This is a genomic window from Mycobacterium sp. pUA109, assembly GCF_041287095.1.
Lineage (GTDB): Bacteria > Actinomycetota > Actinomycetes > Mycobacteriales > Mycobacteriaceae > Mycobacterium.
Genome location: NZ_JBGGKS010000002.1, coordinates 248,193 through 270,586 on the forward strand (window position 1 = coordinate 248,193; position 22,394 = coordinate 270,586).

The window sequence follows — 22,394 nt, forward strand, 5'->3', positions numbered from 1 at the left end:
CTGCGGCGCGCCTACGCCGCCAGCGCGGCGCGGTCGCCGCGCACCGCGTGGTAGTGCTCGAGCAGCTGGTCGCAGATCGCCGACCAGGACCGGCCCAGCACGCTGCGCCGGGCGGCCCGCGCATACCGGGCCCGGCTGTCGATGAGGTGCTGCACCGCCACGGGCAGCCGATCCTCGAACTCGTCAACGCCCAGCAGCAGGCCGGTACGTTGCGGCGTGACCAGGTCGCGGGGGCCGCCGGCGTCGGGGGCGATGACCGGCAGCCCCGACGCCAGCGCTTCCTGCACGGCCTGACAAAACGTCTCGTGCTCGCCGGGATGCACGAAGACGTCCATGCTGGCGTACGCCGCCGCCAGCTCGGCGCCATACAAAGCGCCGGTGAACACCGCGGTGGGCAAGGTGGATTGCAGTTTGGCGCGGTCGACGCCGTCGCCGACCACGACGAGCTGCACCGCGTCGTCCCGGGACAGCACCGCCAACCGTTCGACGTGTTTTTCCGGCGCCAGCCGGCCGACGAACCCGACGATCGGCTTACCGTGCGGCGACCACTGCGCCCGCAGCGCCTCGTCGCGCGCCGACGGCGCGAAGGTGGTGACGTCCACCCCGCGGGGCCAGTGGTGTACCCGCGGAACCTCGTGGGCGGCAAGGGCCTCCATCGCCGCGGTGGACGGCGCCAGGGTGCGGTCGGCGCGGGAGTGCAGGTGTCGGGTCCACGCCCAGGCCGCGCGGGACAATCCCCCGACGCCGTAGCTGGACGCGAAACCGGCGATGTCGGTTTGGAAGACCGCGACCGTGGGCACCGCAAGCCGGCGGGCGGCCAGCACCCCGCCGTAGCCGAGCAGCGCCGGGGACGCCAGATGCACCACGTCGGGCTGGAAGCCGCGCAGCACCCGCAGCAGCCGGGGCAGCGGGATGCCCAGCGGCAGCGACGTCACCTTCGGGAACAGCCGGGCCGGCGCCCGGTGCACCCGGATCCCGTCGTGGATCCGGTCGGCCGGCGGCTGGCCGGGCGGGGTGTCGGGCGCGATGACCAGGGCTTCGTGGCCAGTGCGGCGCAGATGCTCCAGGATCCGCAGCACCGAGTTGGAGACGCCGTTGACGTGGGGCAGGAAACTCTCCGCGACAATCGCCACCCGCATGGCCCCGATGCTGCCAGCACCGGCTGTCGATAGGGTTACGGACAGGCATACAGCTCGCGAGCAGACACAAAAGCACCCTGTTGGGCGCCCGAAAGGGGGCTGGTACGTGAATCGCCGATTCTCATCCACCGCGAGCGTGTTGAGATTGCGTCTATGGTCGTGTTTCTTTGGAAACCACGACCATAGACGCAATCTCACCGCCATCACCGCCATCACCGCCGTCGCGGTGATGGCGCTGTGCGGGCTGGTGGCCGGGATACCGCTGGCGCGCGCCGACGTCGCACCGGGCACCACGGTGACCGGCGACGGCTACGGCGTGCTGGTCGGCGCCCCCGACGCCCCGGTGCAGCTGGAGATCTTCTGCGAACCGCAGTGCCCGCACTGCGCGCAGTTCGAGGCGGCCTCCGACGCCGACCTGGCCCGCCACCTGGGCAGCGGCCAGGTGGCGGTGACGTATCGGTGGCTGACCTTCCTGGACGGCAAACACGACAACGACGCCTCCGCGCGGGCCGCCACCGCGCTGATCGCGGCCGCCGACCCCACCACCCCGGCGACGGCCTACCAGGAGTTCGTGGCCGACCTGTACCGCCACCAGGACGCCGACGGTCGCAGCGCCACCGACCTGGCGACGATGGCGGCCCAGAACCGGGTGGGCCCGATGGCGATCGCCCGGATCGCGGCCGCCCTCCCGGTCGTCGACACCGCCGCGATGAACACCGCCAACAGGGACCGGCTCACCGCCGCCAACCCGGACAACCCGGGCACCCCCACGGTGTACGACCTCAACGCGCACCGGGTGGTCGACACTCAGGACGCCGCTTGGCTCGACAAACTGGTCGTGTCGCCCTGATCGCCGGGCCGGCGATCCAGTAACGCCAAACCGACCAGCAGCCCCGCGGCAACCAGCCACGCCACCACCATGATCGAGCCAGCCGGGATGATCGCCAGCGCGGCGGTGCGGTGCTGCACCCGCACCAGGTCGGGATCGTTCTTGTCGTACTCGACGTAAATCCGCATGCCGGTGGCCAACTCGGAGGGGTACAGCACGCCGAGCTCGGGGCGGTAAGTGATGCGTTCCGGGGTGACGAACTCGATGGTGGAGCGGCGCGGCCCGGCGGAGAGCACCTCGGCCTGCGCCACCCCCATGTTGTGTTGGATGGCGAGGTCGTTGCGCCAGGCGCCGGCCACCAGCAGCACCGACTGCAGGGTGACCAGCCCGGTGACGATCAGCACCCCGATCCGCATCCAGCGCAGCACCCGGCGGGCCCCGGTGGCCTGGTCCGGGTCGGTGCGGCCGTGAATCAGCAGATGCCACACCGCTTTGAGCCGGTCGAGCCTCACAGCGCGGCCTTGATCGCGGCGTGCAGCGCCCGCAGCGAGGACCGGTCCGCCTTGACCTCCAGCACCCGCATGGTGCCGGGTTCGGCCAGGGCTTCGGCGAGGTCGTCGACCTCGATCTGCCGGTGCTCCACGTGGTAGGCGCGGCACAGGGCGCCGACGTCGACGTCGTGCGGGGTGCCGAAGATCCGCGACGACACATCGGCAAAGCGCGGGTCGCCCTGCTCGAGCAGCTCGAAGATGCCGCCGCCGTTGTCGTTGGCCACCACGATGCTCAGCCGCTGCGGGCAGGGTTCGGTGGGCCCGATCAGCAGCCCGGAGCTGTCGTGCACGAAGGTCAGGTCCCCGATCAGCGCCACGGTCCGCACCCCGGCGCCGCTCATCCGCTCGTGGGCCAGCGCGGCGCCGATCGCGGTGGACACCGTGCCGTCGATGCCGGCCACCCCGCGGTTGGACCGCACCACCACGTCTTCGGTGCGCAGCCCGGCCAGCGCCGCGTCGCGCACCGGGTTGGACGCGCCCAGCACCAGCTGATCGCCGGGCCGCAGCGCGTCGGCCACCGCGGCCGCGACGTGCAGGCCGGTGGTCAGCGGGTGCGCGGCCAGCTGGCCGCGCACCGCGGCGACCGCGTGCCGGTTGAGTTCGGCGCAGCGCTGCAGCCAGGCCGGGTTCGGGTCGCCGGTGGTGACCGCCCGGGTGCCGGTGGCCTGCGAGTTGCCCGACACGTCCGGCCAGCGCGGCCCGGTGGTCAACGCGTACACCGGCACCGCCGGGTCGGCCAGCAGCGCGGCGACCGGGCGGTGCAGGGTGGGCCGGCCGGCCATGATCACCTGCTGCGGGTGCAGCAGCGGCAGCGCCAGCGGGTGCAGCGGGGTGGCCGGCCGCGGGGCGGTGGGTTCGGCGACGGTCGGCAACGCGGCCAGGTTGGGATGCACCCCGGCGCCGTGGCCGGCGATGACGACGGTGTCCGGGGCCAGGTCGATGTCCAGCGGCTGATCGAAGCTGACCGGCGGGGTCAGCGTCCACGGTTTGCCGCCGGGCCGCCCGGGCGGGCAACCGCCGAGGTCGTCGCTGTCGGGCACCAGCGGCTCGCGCAGCGGGATGTCGAAGTGCACCGGGCCGGCGTTGGCGGTGCGCGCCCCGGTGGCGGCCACCAGCACCCGGCAGGTGGCCGAACGCCAGGTGGCGTTCAGCGCGTCCATCCGCTCCGGCGCGTCCTCGGCCAGGCCCAGGCTGATGGTGGCGCGCACCTGGGTGCCGAAGTAGCCCAGCTGTTCCATCGTCTGGTTGGCGCCGGTGCCCAGCAGCTCGTAGGGCCGGTTGGCGGACAACACGATCAGCGGCACCCGGGCGTAGTTGGCCTCCACCACCGCCGGACCCAGGTTGGCCACCGCGGTGCCCGACGTCATCGCCACGCACACCGGTGCCCCGCCCGCGCTGGCCAGCCCGACGGCCAAATAGCCGGCGGTGCGCTCGTCGATGCGCACGTGCAGCCGGATCCGCCCGGCCCGATCGGCGTCGGCCAGCGCGAACGCCAGCGGCGCGTTGCGCGAACCCGGGCACAACACCACGTCGCGCACGCCGCCGCGAATCAACTCGTCGACGACGACCCGGGCCTGGGTCGTCGAGGGGTTCACCACCCGTCCCAGCCTAGTCGGGTGGTGCGGCGACCCTAGCCCGGCGTCTCGGCGAAAAACTGCAGCGCCGCGGCGTTGACCGCGTCCGGCCGCTCCAGGAAACCCAGGTGCCCGGTGTCGGGAATTTGCAGGTAGCGGCCGTTGGGCAGGGCGTCGGCGACCTCGCGGCTCAGGTGCGGCGGCAACACCACGTCGTCGGCGAAGCCGATCACCAGCGCCGGCTGCCGAATCGACCGGTAGGCGGCCAGCCGGTTGCTTTGCGGCGCGATGTCCAGCTGGCACCGCAGCCCCGGCGTCGACTTGATCGGCCACATGGTGAACATCGCGATCCACTCCGCGACGGCCGCGTCGTCGTTCAACGTCCGGGGGGAAAAGCTTTCCAGCAGACGGATTTTCGCGTCGAATTCGGCCGGCAGCGTGACCCCGGAGGCGGCCAGCTTGGCTTCGGCGCCGCGGAAGAAGTCGCGGGCCTTATCCTCGCGGCCGCGGGTGGCCATCAGCACCGCCGCGCTGACCAGCTCGGGGCGGGCCAGCATCAGTTCCTGGGCGATGAACGCCCCCATCGACACCCCCACCACCCGGACCGGGCCGATTCCCAGGGATTCGATCAGCGCCGCGGTGTCGGCGACCATGGTCTCGGTGGTGAACCCGTCGGCGTTCTCGGTGGCGCCGATCCCGCGGTTGTCGAAGGTGATGGCGCGGTAGCGCGCGGACAGGAACGCCGGCACCTGGTGCAGGTGCCAGCCGCGTCCGGCACCGCCGCGGCCGGCGATGAACAGGACCGGTTGCCCGGTCCCACGGTCGTCGTAAGCCAGGTTGATCACGGGTGTGAAGGTACGCGACCGACCCGAGCGGCGCCGCACCCCCGCCCCGCCCGGCCGTCGACAATAAGTGTCATCCGAGGCGCACCGCCGCCTTAGGCTGACGATGTCGGTATCGGCGCGTGAGGGGCGGTTATGCGGAACTGGGCAGCGGTGTGCGGGGTGTGCCTGGTGTTGACCGGCTGCTCGACCATGGTCAACGGGCAGGCGGTGCCCGCCGACAGCGACGGACCCAAACCGGTGCCCAAATCGGCGTTCAGCCACGCACTGCTGGACACCGGCGAGATCAGCGACATCATGGGCTCCTCGGCGATGACGGTCCAATCCACCCTCGACGAATTGCACGAGGAGAAGGACTTCCCCGACACCACCTGCACGGCCGCGTGGATGCCGGTGGAGGACAGCGCCTACGCCGATTCCGGCTGGACGTCGCTGCGCGGCCAGGTGCTCGCCGACGACACCGACGCCCCCACCGACCACTATGTCATCCAGGCGCTGGTCGGCTTCAAGTCGCACACCGAGGCGCAGGACTTCTTCGAGAAGACCGCCAAGGACTGGACCTCGTGCGGCGACCAGACGTTCACCAATCATCACCACAGCGACAACACCGACACCCGCTGGGACTTCGGCGAGACCACCAACGAGGATTCGACGTTGACGGTCACCCAGTCCCAGCAGAACACCCCCGGCTGGGGGTGCCAGCGCGCGATGCGGGTCAGCAATAACGTCGCCATCGACGTCATCGCCTGCAAGATGCATGCCGCCGACGAGGGCACCGCGATCATCGACCAGATCGACGCCCGGCTGCCCAGCGTGTGAGGCCTCAGCGCAGCAGCGCGTGGCAGCCGGTCACCCGGTCGATCCACCACTTGCGCCGATCCGGTGCGACGGCCAACGCGGCCAGCCGCTGCCGGTCCGGGGTCACCGCCGCGACCGGCAGGTAGCCGTCGACCGGGGGTGCAACCTCGGCCACATCCTCGGCGAACAGCCCGCCGGTGCCCAGCCCGCAGGCGTGCCGCAGCGCGGGCAGCGCGGCGGCGGCACGCAGCCCGGCGGCGATGCCGACCGCGGAATCCAGCGCGCTGGAGACCACCACCGGGATGTCGATGCCGGCGGCGATCGCCAGCAGCGACGAAATGCCGCCCAGCGGGGCGACTTTGAGCACCGCGATGTCGGCGGCCCGGGCCCGCACCGCGGCCAGTGGGTCGTCGGCTTTGCGGATGCTCTCGTCGGCGGCGACCGGCACGTCGATGCGCCGGCGCAGTGCGGCGAGCTCGGGCACCGTCGCGCACGGCTGCTCCAGGTATTCCACCGCGCCGGTGGCGGTCAGCGCGGCCGCGGCGGCGACGGCCTGCTCGACGGTCCAGCCGCCGTTGGCGTCCACCCGCACCGTCGGCACCAACGCGCGGACCGCCTCGACGCGGGCGACGTCGTCGGCCAGGGTCTGGCCCGGCTCGGCGACCTTGACCTTGGCGGTGCGCGCCCCCGGGAACCGGGCCAGCACCTCGGGCACCTGCCCGGCGGCGACGGCGGGCACGGTGGCGTTGATCGGGATGCGCTCGCGGCGGGTCGGCGGCGGCGCGGTGTAGGCCGATTCGAGCGCGGCCGCCAGCCAGTGCGCGGCCTCGGCCGGGCCGTACTCGGTGAACGCGCCGAACTCGCCCCAGCCGGCGGGGCCGTCGATCAACGCGACTTCGCGGACCGTGATGCCGCGGAACCGCACCCGCATCGGCAGCGCCACCACGTGCATCCGGTCGAGGATGTCGTCCAGCGGCGGCCGCATCGGACCATGGTGCCGCCCGCCGGTCACCGCGTGCAACGGCGCCGGTGGCCGGGGACGGGCCATAGACTTGGCCGCAACCCCCGACCGAGAGGACACGCGATGCGGCTGCGCTGCGGGTTACCGGCGCTGGGGGTGCTGCTGTGCACCGCCGGGTGTCAGACCGTCGTCGACGGCACCGCCCAGCCCGCCGACCGGCTCGGGCCGCTGCCCAGCGTCGTCGTCACCACCACGACCCCGTCGTCGTCGCTGCAGGACAAACTGCTCGGCCAGCCCGAGATCGCCGGCATCGTCGGGGAAGCCGCCATGACGCAGTCCATGGCCATCACCGAACCGGTCAACGACACCTCCACCGTCGACCCCAGCGAATGCGCACCGCTGGCGCTGCCCGCCCAGGACACCGTGTACAGCTCCTGGATGCAGATCACCGGGAATCTGTCCAAGGGGGACGGCAAACACAACGTCGCGCAGGTGGTGTCGCTGTACAAGAACGACAGCAAATGGTCGGTGTCCTATGCGCTGCACGTATGGAAGGACTGCGCGCAGCCCTTCACCGTCAAGCAAGACGACGGGGCCTCCCAGGTGGTCCCCGACCCGGTGACCGGCGACGAAACCAACGCCACCCGGATCAGCGCCTCCATGCACAGCCAGGCCAACCCCAACCGGGTCTGCCAGCACGTGATGGCCGGCAAAGGCAACTACATGGTGGAAACCGAGGTGTGCGGCAACGACGGTCAGACCGCACGTCAGACCGATGAGATCACCGATCGGATCCTGGCCAAGATCCCCGATTGAGATGAAACTGGAACACGTTCTAGTCTGGCTGGTATGACCGACGATCTGCTGCGCAATCCCGTCCATATGGGCCACTTGCTGGCCGGTGCGCTGAAACGGCATAGCGACAAGCCGGTGCTGTTCCTCGGCGACACCACGCTGACCGGTGGCCAGCTGGCCGACAAGATCAGCCAGTACATCCAGGCGTTCGAAGCGCTGGGCGCCGGCACCGGCAGCGCGGTGGGGCTGCTGTCGCTGAACCGGCCCGAGGTGCTGATGATCGTCGGCGCCGGGCAGACCATGGGGTATCGGCGCACCGCGCTGCACCCGCTGGGCTCCCTCGACGACCACGCCTATGTGCTGGCCGACGCCGGGATTTCCACCCTGATCATCGACCCCACCCCGGCGTTCGTGGAACGCGCGGCCGGGCTGCTGGAGCGGGTCGACTCGCTGCGGCAGATCCTGACGATCGGCCCGGTGCCCGAGGCGTTGACGGACGTGGCGCACGACCTGGCCGCCGCGGCCGACAAGTATGCGCCGCGGCCGCTGGTGGCCGCCGACCTGCCGCCGGATCACATCGGCGGGCTGACCTACACCGGCGGCACCACCGGGAAACCCAAGGGCGTGATCGGCACCGTGCAGTCGATCACCACCATGACCCAGATTCAGCTGGCCGAGTGGGAGTGGCCGGCGAACCCGAAGTTTTTGATGTGCACCCCGCTGTCGCACGCCGGGGCGGCGTTTTTCACCCCGACGCTGATCAAGGGCGGGCAGATGGTGGTGATGGCCAAGTTCGACCCGGCCGAGGTGCTGCGGGTCATCGAGGAGCAGCGCATCACCGCGACCATGCTGGTGCCGTCGATGCTGTACGCGCTGATGGACCACCCGGATTCGCGGACCCGGGACCTGTCGTCGCTGCAGACCGTGTACTACGGGGCGTCGGCGATCAACCCGGTGCGGCTGGCCGAGGCGATCGAGCGGTTCGGGCCGATCTTCGCCCAGTATTACGGGCAGTCCGAGGCGCCGATGGTGATCAGCTACCTGGCCAAGGCCGACCACGACGAGAAGCGGCTGACCTCCTGCGGGCGCCCGACGCTGTTCGCCCGGACCGCGCTGCTGGGCGCCGACGGCCAGCCGGTGCCGCAGGGCGAGGTCGGCGAGATCTGTGTCGGCGGGCCGCTGCTGGCCGGCGGCTACTGGCAGCTGCCGGACGCGACCGCCGACACGTTTAAGGACGGCTGGCTGCACACCGGCGACATGGCCCGCGAGGACGAAGACGGGTTCTGGTTCATCGTCGACCGGGTCAAGGACATGATCGTCACCGGCGGGTTCAACGTGTTCCCCCGCGAGGTCGAGGACGTGGTGGCCGAGCACGCCGCGGTGGCGCAGGTGTGCGTGATCGGCACCCCCGACGACAAGTGGGGGGAGGCGGTGACCGCGGTGGTGGTGCTGCGCGCCGACGCGCCTTCCGATGAGGACGCGGTCGCGGCGATGACCGCCGAGATTCAGGCCGCGGTCAAGGACCGCAAGGGGTCGGTGCAGTCCCCCAAGCGGGTCATCGTGGTCGATGCGCTGCCGGTGACCGCGTTGGGCAAACCGGACAAGAAGGCCGTGCGCGCCCAGTTCTGGGAGGGCGCCGGCCGCGCCATCGGCTGAGTTCGTTGCCGCCCGGCGGCCCTCGTCGCCGATGGTCGCGCGAAAGTGCACCCACGCAGGGGGTCACTCGATCTTTTGCTGCGTGCGCGCACTTTCGCGACGTGGTGCTCGGCCGTGGGCATTGCCCGGGTATCGTCGACACGATTCCGCGGGTCACGGAGAGGGGCGAGCATGCGCAGGCCGATCGCGCCCCTGCTGTGCCTGCTGCTGGCCGGATGCTCCACGCTGGTCCCCGGGCAAGCGAAGCCGGCCGATCACGACGGGCCGGTGCCGGTGCCGAAGTCGGCGCTGCGCAGCGTGTTGCTTGACGGCCACGACCTCAACACCGTCATGGGTGCCTCCGATCTGGAGATCCAGAAGACCCGCACCGAGTTGTTCGACGATGACGACGACTGGGACCGGTCGTGTTTGGCCATCTGGTACCCGATCCAGCGGTCGGTGTATTCCGACAGCGGCTTCTCGGCGTTGCGCGCGCAGACCGTGCGCGGCGGCGACGTCAACGGGCCCGACGATCACCTGGTCGTCGAGGCGGCCGTGGTGTACCTGTCCCGCAAGGCCGTCGCCGACTTCTTCCACCGGCTCACCGACGACTGGACCAGCTGCGGCGACCGCCATTTCACCAACCACGACCCCGACGGCGACCCCGCCGAATGGGAGTTCGGTGCGGTGGATACCACCGACTCGACCCTGGTGGTCAACCAGACCCAACTGCACACCAACGGCTGGTCCTGCCAGCACGCGATGCGGGCCACCAACAACGTCATCATCGACGTGCTGGCCTGCAAGATGAACGGCGACGACGAGGCCAAGACCATCGTCAACGACATCGACGCCAAACTGCCCAGCGTGTGATCGGGCGCCGCGCACAATGGGGTGATGTCGTCGCGGTTCGCTCCCCCGCTGCTGGCGGTCGCCCTGACCCTGGGGTTGTGCGGCGGGCCCGCCACGCCCGCCGCTGCCGCGGCGGGGTGCCCGCCGGCCGGCGACCCGGCCCCGCCGGGGGCCGCGCAACGGCAGGTCGGTGACCTCGACGGCGACGGCCGACCCGACACGCTGTGGATCGCGAAGGTGGACACCGACGGCGGGGCCCCGGACCGGTTCGTCGGCGTCAGCACCGCCAGCGCCGCCAACAGCGAGGTGCAGATCGTCACCGGAAGCCCGATGACGTTGGACGCCTTGGCTGTTGACGCGCAAAACAACGACGCCCACCAGATCATCGTCAGTCACGGCCGCGGGGCGAACCTGTATGCGTTCGCGCAGTGCCGGATCCAGACCGTCGTCGACGACCGGGGGGTGCCGTTCGTGTTCGATCTGGAGAACGTGCGCGGCACCGGCACCGGGGTGGGTTGCGTCGACCTCGGCGACGGCCGCCGCCTGGCCGGGCTGCAGGCGCTGCCGGACGGCAGCCGCTGGACGGTGCGCCGCACCGCGATCGACCTGGACGGCACCACCGCCAGCATCGGCCGCTCCGATACCGTGACAGCGGATTCCGCGCAGGATCCCGTCGTGACGTCGGCGCACACGATCAGCTGCGGGGACCTCAGCATCGACCAGGATGGAGTGCACGAGCCTTGAGCGACAACCCCTTTGATCCCAGCGTGTGGCAGCAGGTCGCCGGTTTCGACGATTTGACCGACATCACCTACCACCGGCACGTCACCGACGCCACGGTACGGGTGGCATTCGACCGGCCGGAGGTGCGCAACGCGTTTCGGCCGCACACCGTCGACGAGCTGTACAGGGTGTTGGATCACGCCCGGATGTCCTCGGATGTCGGCGTGGTGCTGTTGACCGGCAACGGGCCGTCGCCGAAAGACGGTGGCTGGGCGTTTTGTTCGGGCGGCGATCAGCGCATCCGCGGCCGCAGCGGCTACCAGTACGCCGCCGGGGAGACCGCGGACACCGTGGACGCGGCCCGCGCCGGGCGGCTGCACATCCTGGAGGTGCAGCGGCTGATCCGCTTCATGCCCAAGCCGGTGATCTGCCTGGTCAACGGGTGGGCCGCCGGGGGCGGGCACAGCCTGCACGTGGTGTGCGATCTCACCCTGGCCAGCCGCGAGCACGCGAAGTTCAAGCAGACCGACGCCGACGTCGGCAGCTTCGACGGTGGCTACGGGTCGGCGTATCTGGCGCGGCAGGTGGGCCAGAAATTCGCCCGGGAGATCTTCTTTTTGGGCCGCGCCTACACCGCCGAGCAGATGCATGCGATGGGCGCGGTCAACGAGGTCGTCGACCACGCCGACCTAGAGCACACCGGCGTGCAGTGGGCCAAGGAGATCAACGCCAAATCGCCTCAGGCGCAACGGATGCTGAAGTTCGCGTTCAACCTGCTCGACGACGGGCTGGTGGGCCAGCAGATCTTCGCCGGGGAAGCGACCCGGTTGGCGTACATGACCGACGAGGCCGTGGAGGGCCGCGACGCGTTCCTGGAGAAGCGCGACCCGGACTGGAGCCGGTTCCCCCGCTACTTCTGACGGGTTAACTCTGCGGGGTTTGCTCCTCGAGATCGACGGCAGCGCGCAAAACCGCGAGTGGGCTCCACGCTGGCGTCGATCTCGGCGCAAAAAGGGCCCACCTAGACTGCCCAACCATGAGCAAAAGCCCGTTACGCCGTCTGAGTGAGGCGGTCACGCTGGCCAGCATGCGGCCGCCCGTCGCGCCGCAGCTGCTGATGTACCGGCCGCTGGCCAAGCCGGTGGACCTGCGCGGCAAGCGGGTGCTGCTGACCGGGGCGTCGTCGGGCATCGGCGAGGCCGCCGCCGAGCAGTTCGCCGCCCGCGGCGCCACCGTGGTGGCGGTGGCCCGCCGCCAGGACCTGCTGGACGCGGTGGTGGGGCGGATCACCGCCGCCGGCGGCGACGCCACCGCGATCCCCTGCGACCTGTCCGACCTGGACGCCGTCGACGCGCTGGCCGCCGACGTGCAGCAGCGCCTGGGCGGGGTGGACATCCTGATCAACAACGCCGGGCGGTCCATCCGGCGGCCGCTGGCCGAGTCGCTGGAACGCTGGCATGACGTGGAACGCACCATGGTGCTCAACTACTACTCGCCGCTGCGGCTGGTCCGGGCGATCGCCCCGGCCATGATCGAGTGCGGCGACGGGCACATCATCAACGTCGCCACCTGGGGCGTGATGAGCGAGGCCTCACCGCTGTTCGGGGTGTACAACGCGTCCAAGGCCGCACTGTCGGCGGTCAGCCGGGTGATGGAAACCGAGTGGGGCACCAAAGGGGTGCATTCCACCACGCTGTACTACCCGCTGGTGGCCACCCCGATGATCGAGCCGACCAAGGCCTACGACGGGCTGCCGGCGCTGACCGCCGAGGAGGCCGGCGAGTGGATGATCACCGCGGCGCGCAGCCGACCGGTGCGGATCGCGCCGCGGATGGCGGTCACCGTGCGGGCGTTGGATGTGCTGGCGCCGGGCTGGGTCACCGCGGTGATGAAGCGACAACGCCTGCAACCCAACAAGTAAGCCGCGGGAGAGGCCGTGTGATAAACACGAGGGCATGGAGGTCCTGGCCAGTCGGGTGCTGTTTCGGCCGGCGGATTATCAGCGGTCGCTGAGGTTCTACCGCGACGAGATCGGGTTGGCCGTCGCCCGCGACTACGGGGCGGGCACCGTGCTGTACGCCGGCCAGTCGCTGATCGAATTGGCCGGCCACGGCCGGCCCGAGGAGCCCGAGGGCCGGTTCCCCGGGGCGCTGTGGCTGCAGGTGCGCGACGTCCGCGCCACCCAGGCCGAGCTGGAGGGCCGCGGCGTGCCGATCGCCCGGGAAGCCCGCCGCGAACCGTGGGGGCTGCACGAAATGCACGTCACCGATCCCGACGGTGTGACGTTGATCTTCGTCGAGGTGCCCCCCGAGCACCCGCTGCGGCGCGACACCCGCCGCGATGCGCCAGGTGAACCGGGGGGTAACAGTTGAAGGCGAGTCGAGGTTTGCAGGGGTTTTGCCGTCGCCAGTGTTCGACAACGCGGGCTGTCACCCGCCACAATTAGCGCCGTGATGCCCTGTGAGCATTGAGCTCTTCCTCCTGATCATCGTGGTGATCACGGCTTTGGGTTTTGACTTCACCAACGGGTTCCATGACACCGGCAACGCGATGGCCACCTCCATCGCCAGCGGCGCGCTGTCGCCGAAGGCCGCGGTGGCGCTGTCGGCGTCGCTGAACCTGGTCGGCGCGTTCCTGTCCACCGCGGTGGCCGCCACCATCGCCAAGGATCTGGTGGACGCCCACCTGGTGACCCTGGAGCTGGTGTTCGCCGGGCTGGTCGGCGGGATCGTGTGGAACCTGCTGACCTGGCTGCTCGGGATTCCGTCCAGCTCCTCGCACGCGCTGATCGGCGGGATCGTCGGCGCCATGATCGCCGCGGTCGGCGGGCACGGGGTGAACTGGGCGGGCCTGGTCTCCAAGGTGGTGGTGCCGGCCGTGGTCGCGGCCCTGGTCGCCACCCTGGTCGCCGCGACCGGCACCTGGCTGGTGTACCGCATCACCCGCGGCCTGGACATCAAGCGCACCGAGCGGGGTTTCCGGCGCGGCCAGATCGGCTCGGCGGCGCTGGTGTCGCTGGCGCACGGCACCAACGACGCCCAGAAGACCATGGGCGTGATCTTTTTGGCGCTGATGTCCTACGGCGCGGTCAGCAAAACCGCCACCCTGCCGCCGCTGTGGGTGATCGTGTGCTGCGCGGGCGCGATGGCCGCCGGCACCTACTTCGGCGGCTGGCGCATCATCCGCACCCTGGGCAAGGGCCTGGTCGAGATCAAGCCGCCGCAGGGCATGGCCGCCGAGTCGGCGGCCGCGGCGGTGATCCTGCTGTCCAGCCACTTCGGCTACTCGCTGTCCACCACCCAGGTGGCGACCGGTTCGGTGCTGGGCAGCGGGGTGGGCAAGCCCGGCGCCGAGGTGCGCTGGGGCGTCGCCGGCCGGATGGCGACGGCCTGGCTGGTCACCCTGCCGCTGGCCGGTGCCGTGGGCGCGGCCACCTACTTTCTGGTGCACGCCATCGGCGGCTACCTCGGCGTGGCCATCGGCTTCGTTTTGCTGGTGGCGACGGCGCTGACGATCTGGCTGCGTTCGCGCCGGGTGCGCATCGACGCCCACAACGTCAACGCCGACTGGGAGGGCAACCTGACCGGCGGCCTGGACGCGGTGCCGCAGCCCGCCGCGCCGCCGCTGGCCGACGCCGCCGGGGTGACCCGGTTATGAGCGACTGGTTCAACTACACCGCGACGGCGAAGATCCTGGTGTTCGGCCTGCTGGTCGGCGCCGCGCTGCCGGCGCTGTTCGCGGTCGGGGTGCGGGTCGGTGCCGCCGGCGGCGCCGACCCGACCGCCGGGCGCAAACCGGTGCTGGTGGCGCTGAGCTGGGTGATCTTCGCGGCGGTGCTGACCGTGGTGGTCCTCGGGGTGCTGTTCATCGCGCGCGAGTTCATCGGGCAGCACACCGGCTGGTACATCCTGGGCGCCAAGCCCTAGCCGGCCCGGCGAGCTGCCCCCGGTTCGACACGCCGAGTGCGCGACCACCACAATGAGCGCAGTGTCCTTCGAGTTCTTCCTGCTGATCATCGTTGTCTGCACCGCTCTCGCGTTCGACTTCACCAACGGCTTCCACGACACCGGCAACGCCATCGCCACCGCGATTACCAGCGGGGCCCTCAAACCCAAGACCGCGGTCACGCTCTGCGCCGCGCTGAACCTGCTCGGCGCGTTCCTGTCCACCCAGGTGGCCGCGACGATCGCCAAGGACCTGGTCGCCACCCACCTGGTGACCCTGGAGATCATGTTCGCCGGCCTGGTCGGCGGGATCGTGTGGAACCTGCTGACCTGGCTGTTCGGCATTCCGTCCAGCTCCTCGCACGCGCTGATCGGCGGCGTCGTCGGGGCGATGCTGGCCGCGGTCGGCACCCGCGGCGTGCTGTGGGGCGGCGTGGTGTCCAAGGTGATGGTGCCGGCGGTGGTGGCCGTGGCGGCGGCCATGCTGATCGGCGCGGTCGCCACCTGGCTGGTGTATCGGCTCACCCGGCAGGTTCCCGAGCGGCGGCTGCACCGCGAATTTCGCCGCGGCCAGATCGGCTCGACGGCGCTGATCTCGCTGGCGCACGGCACCAACGACGCCCAGAAAACGATGGGCGTGATCTTTTTGGCGCTGATCTCCTACGGCGCCGCCAAAAAAAGCGACATCTTGCCGCCGCTGTGGGTGATCGTGTGCTGCGCGGTGGCGATGGCGGCCGGCACCTACTGCGGCGGGTGGCGGGTGATCCGCACCCTGGGCAAGGGGCTGGTGGAGATCGAATCCCCGCAGGGGATGGCCGCCGAATCGTCGTCGGCGGCGATCATCCTGCTGTCCAGCCACTTCGGCTACTCGCTGTCGACCACCCAGGTGGTGACCGGCTCGGTGCTGGGCTCCGGGGTCGGCAAACCCGGCGCCCGGGTGCGCTGGGGGGTGGTCGGCCGGATGGTGATCGCGTGGCTGGTCACCCTGCCGTCGGCGGGCGCGGTCGGCGCGCTGACCTACAAGCTGGTCCACGCCATCGGCGGCTATGCCGGCGCCGTGGTGGGCTTCGCGTTGCTGGTCGCGGTGGCGCTGGCGATCTGGCTGCGGTCCCGCAAGGCGCCCGTCGACCACACCAACGTCAACGCCGAGTGGGGCGCGCACCTGACCGACGGGCTCGATGCCACCGACACCGTGGAATCGCTGCTGGCGAACACGCCGCTGGACACGGTGGCGGTACGGGAGGCCGGCGAGGCATGAGCACCTGGTTCAACTACGCCGCGACGGCCAAGATCCTGATCTTCGGGTTGCTGGCCGGTGCCGCGCTGCCCGCGCTGTTCGCGGTCGGGGTGCGGCTCGGGTCCGCCGCCGGCGGCGAGCGTCCGGGGCTGCTGGCGGCGCGGTGGGCGATCTTCGCGCTGCTGCTGGTGATCGTCATCGCCGGGGTGCTGTTCATCGCCCGCGACTTCATCGAGCACCGCATCGGCTGGCAGTGGGACGACTGGGGCAGCTGGGACGACGTTTTCGACCTCGACTAACACGTACCATCGAGCCGGACAGGGACTGGTGAGGCAAAAGTGAACCGATTCCTCAACTCGATCGTGGCGTGGCTGCGCGCGGGCTATCCCGAGGGCGTCCCGCGCAACGACTACATCCCGCTGCTCGCGCTGCTGTCGCGGCGGCTGACCGCCGACGAGGTCAAGGCGGTGGCCAGCGAACTGATGCGCCGCGGCGAGTTCGACCAGGTCGACATCGGGGTGCTGATCACCCAGATCACCGACGAGCTGCCCACCGCCGAAGACATCGAGCGGGTTCGGGAGCGGTTGGCCGCCAAGGGCTGGCCGCTGGACGAACGCCCCGGCAGCGGAGACCTCCCATAGCCACCCTGCGCGCGGTACCCGTGGCCCCCGCCGCCGCCGCGGCGTCGCTGCTGCCGGCGTTGGCCGAGGTGCTGGACGGCCGCGGCGCCGCGCTGGTTCCGGTGCCGGCCGGGGACACCGCCCCCGCCGCGCTGCGGGTGGGTGAGGCCATCGACGACGACGTCGCCGTGGTGGTCACCACGTCGGGCACCACCGGCGCCCCCAAGGGGGCGCTGTTGACCGCGGCGGCGCTGCGGGCCAGCGCGACCGCGACCCACGACCGGCTCGGCGGCCCGGGCCGCTGGTTGTTGGCGTTGCCCGCCCATCACATCGCCGGGCTGCAGGTGCTGGTGCGCAGCGCGCTGGCCGGCACCACGCCGGTCGAGATGGATGTGGCGGCGGGCTTCGATATCGCCGCCGTGCCCGCCGCGGTGGCACGGCTGGGCGGCGGCCGGCGCTACGCGTCGCTGGTGGCCACCCAACTGGCCAAGGCGCTGACCGACCCGGCCGCGACGGCCGCGCTGGCCGGGCTGGACACGGTGCTGCTCGGCGGCGGGCCCGCCCCGCAGCCGGTGCTGGACGCCGCCGCGGCCGCCGGGATCGCGGTGGTGCGCAGCTACGGCATGAGCGAGACAGCCGGCGGCTGCGTCTACGACGGCGTGCCGCTGGACGGGGTGCGGGTGCGCATCGCCGACGGCCGGGTGGTGATCGGCGGGGCGACACTGGCCAAGGGCTACCGCAACCCCACCGTCCCGGACCCGTTCGCCGAGCCGGGCTGGTTTTCCACCGACGACCTTGGCGCGGTGGACGATTCGGGGATGCTGCGGATCCTGGGCCGCGTCGACGACGCGATCAGCACCGGCGGGCTGACGGTGCTGCCGCAGCCGGTGGAGGCGGCGCTGCTCACCCACCCGGCGGTGGCCGACTGCGCGGTGTTCGGTGTCGCCGACGACCGGCTGGGCCAGCGGGTGGTCGCCGCGGTGGTGGCCGTCGACCCGGGTATGCCACCCGGGCTGGACGCCTTGCGCGCGCACGTCGCACGCACCCTGGACCCCACCGCGGCACCCCGGGAACTGCATCTCGTCGACGCGTTGCCGCGCCGCGGCATCGGCAAGGTGGACCGCAAAGCGTTGGCGCGCCGGTTCGGCGCCTGAGCATCTTTTCGCCGAGATCGACGTTTGCGTGCGCCTCACCCGCACTTTCGCCCGGAAACGTCAATCTGGGCGCCAGCCGCGGCGCCGCATCACCCGGTCGACACGCTCGATGATGTAATCGGGCCGGTCTTCTTTGATCACCCGCACCACCAGCCAGCCCAGCTCGTCGACGTACTCACGACGCCAGTGCTCATTGCGGTAGCTTTCGCGGTTCGTGCGGTGTTGGTCTCCGTCGTATTCCGCGGCCACCATGAACTCTTTCCATCCCATATCCAGAAACGCCACCGGCGTAAAGCCTTTCAATACCGGTATCTGGGTGCACGGAATTGGAAAACCAGCGTCGATGAGCAGCAGACGCAGCCAGGTCTCCTTCGGTGACGCGGCACCGCCGTCCACCAGCGGCAGCGCTGCCCGCAGCCGTTGCACACCCCGCGCGCCGGAATAACGCTTGACCAGCAGTAGGACATCCTCGTTTGAGAACGGTGTAGCTCGCGTCAACGCGTCCAGCCGGGCGATGGCTTGGTTCCGCGGCAGGTGACGCCCCAGGTCGTAGGCGGTGCGCGCCAGGGTGGTCACCGGCAGACCGGCAACCTTGGTGATCTCGTCGCTACCCAGCGCCTCGTCGCGCACCACCAGCCCTCGCTGCGGACGGACATTCGGCGCGATCAGTTCGATGGGGATGTCGGCGTCCACCCACCGTGCGCCGTGCAGCGCCGACGCCGCGACACCGGCGATCACGCCGCGGCGTCGGGTGCGCAACCAGGCGCCCACCGTACGGTCACGCAGCGACGGCTCCTGCTGGCGCGGCAGGTAGACGCCGCGGAAAATGGGGCGGCACCGTCGTCGCAGGTCGTGGTCGGTGAGCACGCCGGCTTCAATGGCTTCACTGCCGACAAACACTTCCCCCATGGCGGCATCCTGCCAACCGGCACCGACAACAACGGTTAGGCGTTGACGGTCTTTCGCCGAGATCGACGTTTGCGTGCGCCTCACCCGCACTTTCGCCCGGAAACGTCGATCTGGGTGAGCACCCCATAGGCTGGCCGGTTGTGAGAGTCGGGCGCGGCGAGGCGGCCGCGGTGGCGGTCGGCGCGGCGCTGGTGGCGGCGGCGTTCCTGCTACCGCACCTGGGCTGGGTCACCCCGGTGCACACCCACCTGCCGGCGCTGCGGCGCACCTTCGGCGACGCCGCACCGCTGTTCGGGCAGCGCAAACCGCACGCCGGCTGGGGCAGCATCCCGGCGGTGGTGATTGGGGCCGCCGCCGTGCGCTACGGGCCGGACCTGGCGCGGCGGCTGGCGTGGCGGCCGCTGACCTGGGTGACCTGGGCGACGGCGTGCGGCTGGGCGTTCGCGCTGGCGATGGTCGACGGCTGGCGGCGCGGCTTCACCGGCCGGTTGACCGACCCGCACGAGTACCTGCGCCAGGTGCCCGGCATCACCGACATCCCCGCGACGCTGCGCACGTTTACCGGCCGGATCCTGGACTTCCAGCCGGACTCGTGGGTCACCCACGTCTCGGGGCATCCGCCCGGGGCGTTGTTGACGTTCGTGTGGCTGGACCGGCTCGGGCTGGGCGGTGGCGCGTGGGCCGGGCTGCTGTGCCTGCTGGTCGGTTCCAGCGCTGCCGCGGCGGTGCTGGTCGCGCTGCGGGTGGCGGCCGACGAGGCCACCGCGCGCCGCGCCGCCCCGTTCGTGGCGGTGGCGCCGACGGCGATCTGGGTGGCGGTCTCCGCCGACGGCTATTTCGCCGGGGTGGCGGCGTGGGGTCTCGCGCTGCTGGCGTTGGCGGTGCGGGGCCACACCGGGGCACCGCTGCTGGCCGCGGCCGGTGCGGGCCTGCTGCTGGGCTGGGCGGTGTACCTCAACTACGGCCTGGCGCTGCTGGCGCTGCCGGCCGCCGCGGTGCTGGCTTGTGCCGCCGACGCCCGCACCGCGCTGCGGGCCGCGGCCGCGGCCGCGGTGCCCGCGCTCGCGGTGGCGGCGGTGTTCACCGCCGCGGGCTTCTGCTGGGTCGACGGGTACACCCTGGTGCAGCAACGGTATTGGCAAGGGGTGGCCCAGATCCGGCCGTTCGGCTACTGGGTGTGGGGCGATCTGGCGGCGGTGGTGTGCGCGATCGGGTTGGGCAGCGTCGCCGGGCTGAGCCAAGTGGTCGACGTCGCCGCGATCCGGCGCCGCTGCGGCCTGCACCTGCTGATCCTGGCCGCGCTGACCGCGATGGTGTGCGCCGATCTGAGCATGCTGAGCAAGGCCGAGACCGAACGGATCTGGCTGCCGTTCACCGTGTGGCTGACCGCCGCCCCCGCGCTGCTGCCGCCCCGGTCACACCGGTTGTGGCTGGCGCTCAACGTGGTTGGGGCGCTGTTGATCAACCACCTGATCCTGACCAACTGGTAGTCGCCGCGGCGAACCGGCTGCCCGGCGCACACCGGCCACGGACCGCGGCGATGTCCGCGACGGTGTCCACATCGGTGAGTTCGTCGACGAATTGCACCTCGATCCCGGTGCGGCGCAACGCCTGTAGGGTCAACGCCCCGGTGTCCGGTCGCGACATCGGCACCGTGCGCAGGCAGTCGGCGTCGGCGGGGCGATGCACCCCAAGCAGCCACCAGCCGCCGTCGCGGGCCGGCCCCAGCACCGCGGGGGCGCGCAGCAGCGCCCGCGCGCACCCGGCCAGCAGCCCCGGGCCGGCCTGCGGGGTGTCCATCCCGATCTGCAGCACCGGCCACCCGTCGGCGGCGTCGGCGTGCGCATTGGCCAGCCGCGCGGCGAAGTCGGCACCGCGCTGCGCGACCACGGTGAAACCGGTGAGCCGGTCGGCGATTTCGGCGGCGTGCACCGCCGCGTCCAGATCACCGGTCAGCGCCACCACCCGCGCGGCCACCGGCGCGGCGGCCACCGCGTCCAGGGTGTCCAGCAGGGCGGCGGCGGCGATCTCGGCGGCGACCCGGTCCCCGACGGCGGCGGCCAGCCGGGTCTTGACCCGGCCCGGCACCGGCGCCTTGGCCACCACCAGCACCGTCACCGGCAGTAGGCTCACGTGATCGACCGCCAAAAGTCGTACCCGGCGATCACGCTGCCGCGCAGCGACCCGCTGACCTTGGACTTCCCCCCGGTGCGGGCGCGGTAGCCCACGTCGCGTTCCACTACCCGCCAGCCGGCGGCCGCGGCGCGCACCAGCAGTTCCACCGGATACCCGGAACGCCGGTCGGTCACGCCCAGGCCGAGCAGCGCGTCGCGGCGGGCGACCCGCATCGGGGCGATGTCGTGCACGTCGAGGCCGTACCGGGCGCGCAGCCGCCAGCACACCGCGGCGGTGCCCAGCCGGGCGTGCCACGGCCAGCGCACCCCGCGCCGACGGCGCCGCCGGCCGGTCACCAGGTCGGCGCCGCGGTCCAACTCGGCCACCAGCGCCGGCAGGTCACCGGGGTCCAGCGAGCCGTCGGCGTCGAGCACCGCCACCACCGGCGTGCCCGCCGCCAGCACCCCGGCGTGCACGGCCGACCCGTACCCGGGCCGCGGTTCGGTGATCACCGCGGCGCCGTGCCGGCGGGCCACCGCGGCGGTGGCGTCGGTGCTGTTGTTGTCCACCACCAGCGCCCGGTAGCCGTCCGGGACCGCGGCCAGCACCGCCGGCAGCGACTCCGCCTCGTTGCGGCAGGGCAGCACCACGGTGACGTCGGGCATCTCAGTCGGCGACCGCCGCCATCAGCTGTTGCAGGGTGGCGAGTTGCTGCTCGAAGGGCCCGTCCAGCTTCGCCAGCAGGGTGTCGATGCCGGCGCTGCGGTAGGCCTGGATGCGCTGGGCGACGGCGTCCGGGGTGCCCAGCAGGTTGGTCAGCGCGCCGAGTTCGATCGGCACCGCCCGGCGGGCGGCGTCCCGGTCGCCGGCCGCCCACAGCGCGCCGACCCGGGCCACCGCGTCGCCGAAGCCGAGCCGGGTAAAGGCCTCGTTGTAGAAGTTGCGGGCCGAGCCCATGGCGCCGACGGTGAACGCGTAGCCGTCGGCGTGCCGGCGGGCGGCGGCCTCGGCGTCGTCGGTGAACTCCACCGCCACCGGCGCCACCAGCGACAGGTCGGCCAGGCTGCGGCCGGCGCGTGCGGCGCCCTCCCGCAGCGGGGCGAAGAAGACCTCGGCCGACTCCGGGATGAACGCGTTGCCCAGCCAGCCGTCGGCGGCTTCGCCGGTCAGCCGCAGGTTCGCCGGCCCCATCGCGGCGACGTACACCGGCAGCGGCTGCGGGGCGACCATCGGCCGCAGCGGCGCGCCCGCGCTGTCCGGCAGCGGCAGCGGGTAGATCTCGCCGTCGTGCTGCAGCCGCTCGCCGCGGCTGATCATCCGGACGATCTCGATGGTTTCGCGGGTGGTCTGCACCGGTTTGGTAAACCGCACCCCGTGCCAGCCCTCCATCACCCGCGGGCCCGAGACCCCGATCCCCAGGGTGAACCGGCCGTGCGACAGCTGCTGCAGGCTCAACGCCGAGGTGGCCAGCAGCGCCGGCGAGCGCGAACCGAGTTGGACCACGAAGGTGCCCAACCCGATCGTGGCGGTGTGCGCGGCCAGGTAGGCCAGGCCGGTCAACGCGTCATAGCCCCACACCTCGGGCACCCACAGCGAGGCCACCCCCAATCGTTCGGCCTCCTGGGCGAATTCAACGGCGCCGGGCAGCCGCGGTTCGATCACCACACCGACCCGCATGACCCTCCCCTCTGCACCGGAGATGCGAGCTACCATAAC

Annotated in this window: 25 protein-coding genes; 16 read left to right on the top strand and 9 right to left on the bottom strand. The window is 71.6% G+C overall.

The genetic code is table 11. From position 1 onward, the window contains the following. Nucleotides 1–11: 11 nt before the first annotated feature. Nucleotides 12–1,139: a glycosyltransferase family 4 protein gene (locus ACAG26_RS03365; protein WP_370479314.1), complete on the bottom strand. Its 1,128-nt coding sequence runs from the start codon at nucleotides 1,137–1,139 to the stop codon at nucleotides 12–14. Between the two features lie 139 nt (nucleotides 1,140–1,278). Here ACAG26_RS03365 and ACAG26_RS03370 point away from each other — a divergent pair, with 139 nt between their 5' ends. Next, nucleotides 1,279–1,989, top strand: coding sequence for a thioredoxin domain-containing protein (locus ACAG26_RS03370; protein ID WP_370479316.1), 711 nt, complete (start codon nucleotides 1,279–1,281; stop codon nucleotides 1,987–1,989). Here ACAG26_RS03370 and ACAG26_RS03375 read toward each other — a convergent pair. Genes ACAG26_RS03375 through ACAG26_RS03385 form a run of 3 tightly spaced genes read right to left on the bottom strand, consistent with a single transcriptional unit; the run spans nucleotide 1,947 to nucleotide 4,938 of the window. Then, a complete protein-coding gene (locus tag ACAG26_RS03375; protein ID WP_370479318.1) occupies nucleotides 1,947–2,480 on the bottom strand; it encodes a DUF3592 domain-containing protein in 534 nt (177 codons plus the stop codon). The genes ACAG26_RS03370 and ACAG26_RS03375 overlap by 43 nt on opposite strands. After that, nucleotides 2,477–4,114 carry a 2-succinyl-5-enolpyruvyl-6-hydroxy-3-cyclohexene-1-carboxylic-acid synthase gene (gene menD / locus ACAG26_RS03380; protein ID WP_370479320.1) on the bottom strand — a complete coding sequence of 546 codons (1,638 nt, stop codon included), beginning with the start codon at nucleotides 4,112–4,114 and terminating at the stop codon, nucleotides 2,477–2,479. Before menD ends, ACAG26_RS03375 begins: the two co-directional genes overlap by 4 nt. Before the next feature lie 35 nt (nucleotides 4,115–4,149). After that, nucleotides 4,150–4,938, bottom strand: coding sequence for an alpha/beta fold hydrolase (locus ACAG26_RS03385; protein ID WP_370479322.1), 789 nt, complete (start codon nucleotides 4,936–4,938; stop codon nucleotides 4,150–4,152). Nucleotides 4,939–5,070: 132 nt separating this feature from the next. Between ACAG26_RS03385 and ACAG26_RS03390 the strand changes: the two genes are divergently transcribed. Next, nucleotides 5,071–5,754, top strand: a complete 684-nt coding sequence (locus ACAG26_RS03390) for a sensor domain-containing protein (RefSeq protein WP_370479324.1) — start codon at nucleotides 5,071–5,073, stop codon at nucleotides 5,752–5,754. 4 nt (nucleotides 5,755–5,758) lie between these two features. Here ACAG26_RS03390 and ACAG26_RS03395 read toward each other — a convergent pair whose 3' ends face one another. Beyond that, on the bottom strand, nucleotides 5,759–6,718 hold the full coding sequence (locus ACAG26_RS03395; protein ID WP_370479326.1) for an o-succinylbenzoate synthase: 960 nt from the start codon (nucleotides 6,716–6,718) through the stop codon (nucleotides 5,759–5,761). Between the two features lie 99 nt (nucleotides 6,719–6,817). On the opposite strand from ACAG26_RS03395, the gene ACAG26_RS03400 reads away from it, so the two are divergent. From ACAG26_RS03400 to menE, 13 genes are all read left to right on the top strand, one after another. Then, nucleotides 6,818–7,510, top strand: coding sequence for a sensor domain-containing protein (locus ACAG26_RS03400; protein WP_370479327.1), 693 nt, complete (start codon nucleotides 6,818–6,820; stop codon nucleotides 7,508–7,510). Between the two features lie 33 nt (nucleotides 7,511–7,543). Next, nucleotides 7,544–9,145 carry a fatty-acid--CoA ligase FadD8 gene (gene fadD8, locus ACAG26_RS03405; protein WP_370479329.1) on the top strand — a complete coding sequence of 534 codons (1,602 nt, stop codon included), beginning with the start codon at nucleotides 7,544–7,546 and terminating at the stop codon, nucleotides 9,143–9,145. A 171-nt stretch (nucleotides 9,146–9,316) separates the two neighbouring features. Then, nucleotides 9,317–9,997, top strand: a complete 681-nt coding sequence (locus ACAG26_RS03410) for a sensor domain-containing protein (protein ID WP_370479331.1) — start codon at nucleotides 9,317–9,319, stop codon at nucleotides 9,995–9,997. Nucleotides 9,998–10,021: 24 nt separating this feature from the next. Continuing rightward, nucleotides 10,022–10,720, top strand: coding sequence for a hypothetical protein (locus ACAG26_RS03415; protein ID WP_370479334.1), 699 nt, complete (start codon nucleotides 10,022–10,024; stop codon nucleotides 10,718–10,720). Further along, on the top strand, nucleotides 10,717–11,619 hold the full coding sequence (locus ACAG26_RS03420; protein ID WP_370479336.1) for a 1,4-dihydroxy-2-naphthoyl-CoA synthase: 903 nt from the start codon (nucleotides 10,717–10,719) through the stop codon (nucleotides 11,617–11,619). Before ACAG26_RS03415 ends, ACAG26_RS03420 begins: the two co-directional genes overlap by 4 nt. 116 nt (nucleotides 11,620–11,735) lie before the next feature. After that, on the top strand, nucleotides 11,736–12,620 hold the full coding sequence (locus ACAG26_RS03425) for an SDR family oxidoreductase (protein ID WP_370479339.1): 885 nt from the start codon (nucleotides 11,736–11,738) through the stop codon (nucleotides 12,618–12,620). 34 nt (nucleotides 12,621–12,654) lie between these two features. After that, nucleotides 12,655–13,071: a VOC family protein gene (locus tag ACAG26_RS03430; protein WP_370479342.1), complete on the top strand. Its 417-nt coding sequence runs from the start codon at nucleotides 12,655–12,657 to the stop codon at nucleotides 13,069–13,071. An 88-nt stretch (nucleotides 13,072–13,159) separates the two neighbouring features. Further along, nucleotides 13,160–14,356 (top strand): anion permease, encoded by a 1,197-nt coding sequence (locus tag ACAG26_RS03435; protein ID WP_370479345.1) that lies wholly within the window; start codon nucleotides 13,160–13,162, stop codon nucleotides 14,354–14,356. Beyond that, a complete protein-coding gene (locus ACAG26_RS03440) occupies nucleotides 14,353–14,625 on the top strand; it encodes a hypothetical protein (RefSeq protein ID WP_370479347.1) in 273 nt (90 codons plus the stop codon). Before ACAG26_RS03435 ends, ACAG26_RS03440 begins: the two co-directional genes overlap by 4 nt. A 61-nt stretch (nucleotides 14,626–14,686) precedes the next feature. Continuing rightward, complete coding sequence (locus ACAG26_RS03445; RefSeq protein WP_370479350.1) at nucleotides 14,687–15,901, top strand: anion permease; 1,215 nt, start codon at nucleotides 14,687–14,689, stop codon at nucleotides 15,899–15,901. Further along, the gene (locus tag ACAG26_RS03450) at nucleotides 15,898–16,179 is read left to right on the top strand and encodes a hypothetical protein (RefSeq protein WP_370479352.1); all 282 of its coding nucleotides are present in this window, start codon (nucleotides 15,898–15,900) and stop codon (nucleotides 16,177–16,179) included. The genes ACAG26_RS03445 and ACAG26_RS03450 overlap by 4 nt, the downstream gene beginning before the upstream one ends. A 39-nt stretch (nucleotides 16,180–16,218) precedes the next feature. Continuing rightward, on the top strand, nucleotides 16,219–16,521 hold the full coding sequence (locus ACAG26_RS03455) for a DUF3349 domain-containing protein (RefSeq protein ID WP_370479355.1): 303 nt from the start codon (nucleotides 16,219–16,221) through the stop codon (nucleotides 16,519–16,521). Nucleotides 16,522–16,589: 68 nt separating this feature from the next. Beyond that, nucleotides 16,590–17,654, top strand: coding sequence for an o-succinylbenzoate--CoA ligase (menE, locus tag ACAG26_RS03460; protein ID WP_370479633.1), 1,065 nt, complete (start codon nucleotides 16,590–16,592; stop codon nucleotides 17,652–17,654). 60 nt (nucleotides 17,655–17,714) lie between these two features. On the opposite strand, the gene ACAG26_RS03465 is transcribed toward menE, so the two are convergent. Further along, entirely contained in the window at nucleotides 17,715–18,563 is an 849-nt protein-coding gene (locus ACAG26_RS03465) for a hypothetical protein (protein WP_370479357.1), read from the bottom strand. Between the two features lie 140 nt (nucleotides 18,564–18,703). On the opposite strand from ACAG26_RS03465, the gene ACAG26_RS03470 reads away from it, so the two are divergent. Beyond that, nucleotides 18,704–20,053 (top strand): hypothetical protein, encoded by a 1,350-nt coding sequence (locus tag ACAG26_RS03470; protein WP_370479360.1) that lies wholly within the window; start codon nucleotides 18,704–18,706, stop codon nucleotides 20,051–20,053. Here ACAG26_RS03470 and ACAG26_RS03475 read toward each other — a convergent pair. The 3 genes from ACAG26_RS03475 to ACAG26_RS03485 are packed head-to-tail and all read right to left on the bottom strand — an operon-like array spanning nucleotide 20,025 to nucleotide 22,355. Continuing rightward, nucleotides 20,025–20,696, bottom strand: a complete 672-nt coding sequence (locus ACAG26_RS03475; RefSeq protein ID WP_370479362.1) for a DUF2064 domain-containing protein — start codon at nucleotides 20,694–20,696, stop codon at nucleotides 20,025–20,027. The two genes, ACAG26_RS03470 and ACAG26_RS03475, sit on opposite strands and share 29 nt — an antisense overlap. After that, the gene (locus tag ACAG26_RS03480) at nucleotides 20,693–21,343 is read right to left on the bottom strand and encodes a glycosyltransferase family 2 protein (RefSeq protein WP_370479365.1); all 651 of its coding nucleotides are present in this window, start codon (nucleotides 21,341–21,343) and stop codon (nucleotides 20,693–20,695) included. The genes ACAG26_RS03475 and ACAG26_RS03480 overlap by 4 nt, the downstream gene beginning before the upstream one ends. Nucleotide 21,344: 1 nt before the next feature. Next, on the bottom strand, nucleotides 21,345–22,355 hold the full coding sequence (locus ACAG26_RS03485) for an LLM class flavin-dependent oxidoreductase (protein WP_370479367.1): 1,011 nt from the start codon (nucleotides 22,353–22,355) through the stop codon (nucleotides 21,345–21,347). Nucleotides 22,356–22,394 lie beyond the last annotated feature (39 nt).

Bases quoted from the DNA above. Each gene is read 5' to 3' on its own strand.
- ACAG26_RS03365 (WP_370479314.1), bottom strand. From the start codon at position 1,139: ATGCGGGTGGCGATTGTCGCGGAGAGTTTCCTGCCCCACGTCAACGGC.
- ACAG26_RS03390 (WP_370479324.1), top strand. From the start codon at position 5,071: ATGCGGAACTGGGCAGCGGTGTGCGGGGTGTGCCTGGTGTTGACCGGC.
- ACAG26_RS03395 (WP_370479326.1), bottom strand. From the start codon at position 6,718: ATGCGGCCGCCGCTGGACGACATCCTCGACCGGATGCACGTGGTGGCG.
- ACAG26_RS03400 (WP_370479327.1), top strand. From the start codon at position 6,818: ATGCGGCTGCGCTGCGGGTTACCGGCGCTGGGGGTGCTGCTGTGCACC.
- fadD8 (WP_370479329.1), top strand. From the start codon at position 7,544: ATGACCGACGATCTGCTGCGCAATCCCGTCCATATGGGCCACTTGCTG.
- ACAG26_RS03410 (WP_370479331.1), top strand. From the start codon at position 9,317: ATGCGCAGGCCGATCGCGCCCCTGCTGTGCCTGCTGCTGGCCGGATGC.
- ACAG26_RS03415 (WP_370479334.1), top strand. From the start codon at position 10,022: ATGTCGTCGCGGTTCGCTCCCCCGCTGCTGGCGGTCGCCCTGACCCTG.
- ACAG26_RS03425 (WP_370479339.1), top strand. From the start codon at position 11,736: ATGAGCAAAAGCCCGTTACGCCGTCTGAGTGAGGCGGTCACGCTGGCC.
- ACAG26_RS03430 (WP_370479342.1), top strand. From the start codon at position 12,655: ATGGAGGTCCTGGCCAGTCGGGTGCTGTTTCGGCCGGCGGATTATCAG.
- ACAG26_RS03440 (WP_370479347.1), top strand. From the start codon at position 14,353: ATGAGCGACTGGTTCAACTACACCGCGACGGCGAAGATCCTGGTGTTC.
- ACAG26_RS03450 (WP_370479352.1), top strand. From the start codon at position 15,898: ATGAGCACCTGGTTCAACTACGCCGCGACGGCCAAGATCCTGATCTTC.
- ACAG26_RS03465 (WP_370479357.1), bottom strand. From the start codon at position 18,563: ATGGGGGAAGTGTTTGTCGGCAGTGAAGCCATTGAAGCCGGCGTGCTC.
- ACAG26_RS03480 (WP_370479365.1), bottom strand. From the start codon at position 21,343: ATGCCCGACGTCACCGTGGTGCTGCCCTGCCGCAACGAGGCGGAGTCG.
- ACAG26_RS03485 (WP_370479367.1), bottom strand. From the start codon at position 22,355: ATGCGGGTCGGTGTGGTGATCGAACCGCGGCTGCCCGGCGCCGTTGAA.